This is a genomic window from Pseudomonas fluorescens (assembly GCF_902497855.1).
Classification (GTDB): Bacteria; Pseudomonadota; Gammaproteobacteria; order Pseudomonadales; family Pseudomonadaceae; genus Aquipseudomonas; species Aquipseudomonas fluorescens_BI.
This window is the reverse complement of sequence record NZ_CABVHU010000080.1, coordinates 1-502: the sequence shown is the minus strand read 5'-3', so window position 1 is coordinate 502 and position 502 is coordinate 1. Positions and strand designations below refer to the sequence as shown.

1 protein-coding gene is annotated in these 502 nt (G+C 48.0%); it reads right to left on the bottom strand.

What is annotated here, in order from left to right; genetic code table 11:
* Positions 1-220 precede the first annotated feature (220 nt).
* On the bottom strand, positions 221-382 hold the full coding sequence (locus tag F8N96_RS35190) for a hypothetical protein (protein WP_191635412.1): 162 nt from the start codon (positions 380-382) through the stop codon (positions 221-223).
* Positions 383-502 lie beyond the last annotated feature (120 nt).

Here is a 502-nt window from a genome sequence, read left to right as displayed (position 1 = left end):
AAACCAATGAGCGCATTGTTTCCCGGCCTTCCTCTTTTGCCGCTTTGCTCAAACGGTCTCCGAAGGAAGGACCGCCATCGACACTGGACGGTGTGCGTTTCAGGATCTCTAGCCCCTTAGCGGTTAGTACGGCGTACCGGAGGTAACTCAGTTTTTCCTCCCGGCAGTGGATGTAGCCAGACATCACAAGCCATTTAGCTGTAGCAGAAAAAATGCGTATCTATTTATCGATATCACCGACTTCACCTGTGTCTAGGTCAATGGGTTCTTGCTCCACGAATTCACGCGGGATTATTTCTGTTGGTACCGGAAAGCTTTGATAGAGGTAGGCAAAAATCTGTCCAGTGTACTCATCAAACCGCTTGATATTTTGGGTCGTCACTTCAAATCAACTCCTTTTGGTCACGTTTTTCAGAATATCTAGAACGTTGACTCAGCGCCATCACGTTTAAGGTGTCCACAAATGTCCTTTACTCCCAAGCATCTCGAAGCCATCGAGCGC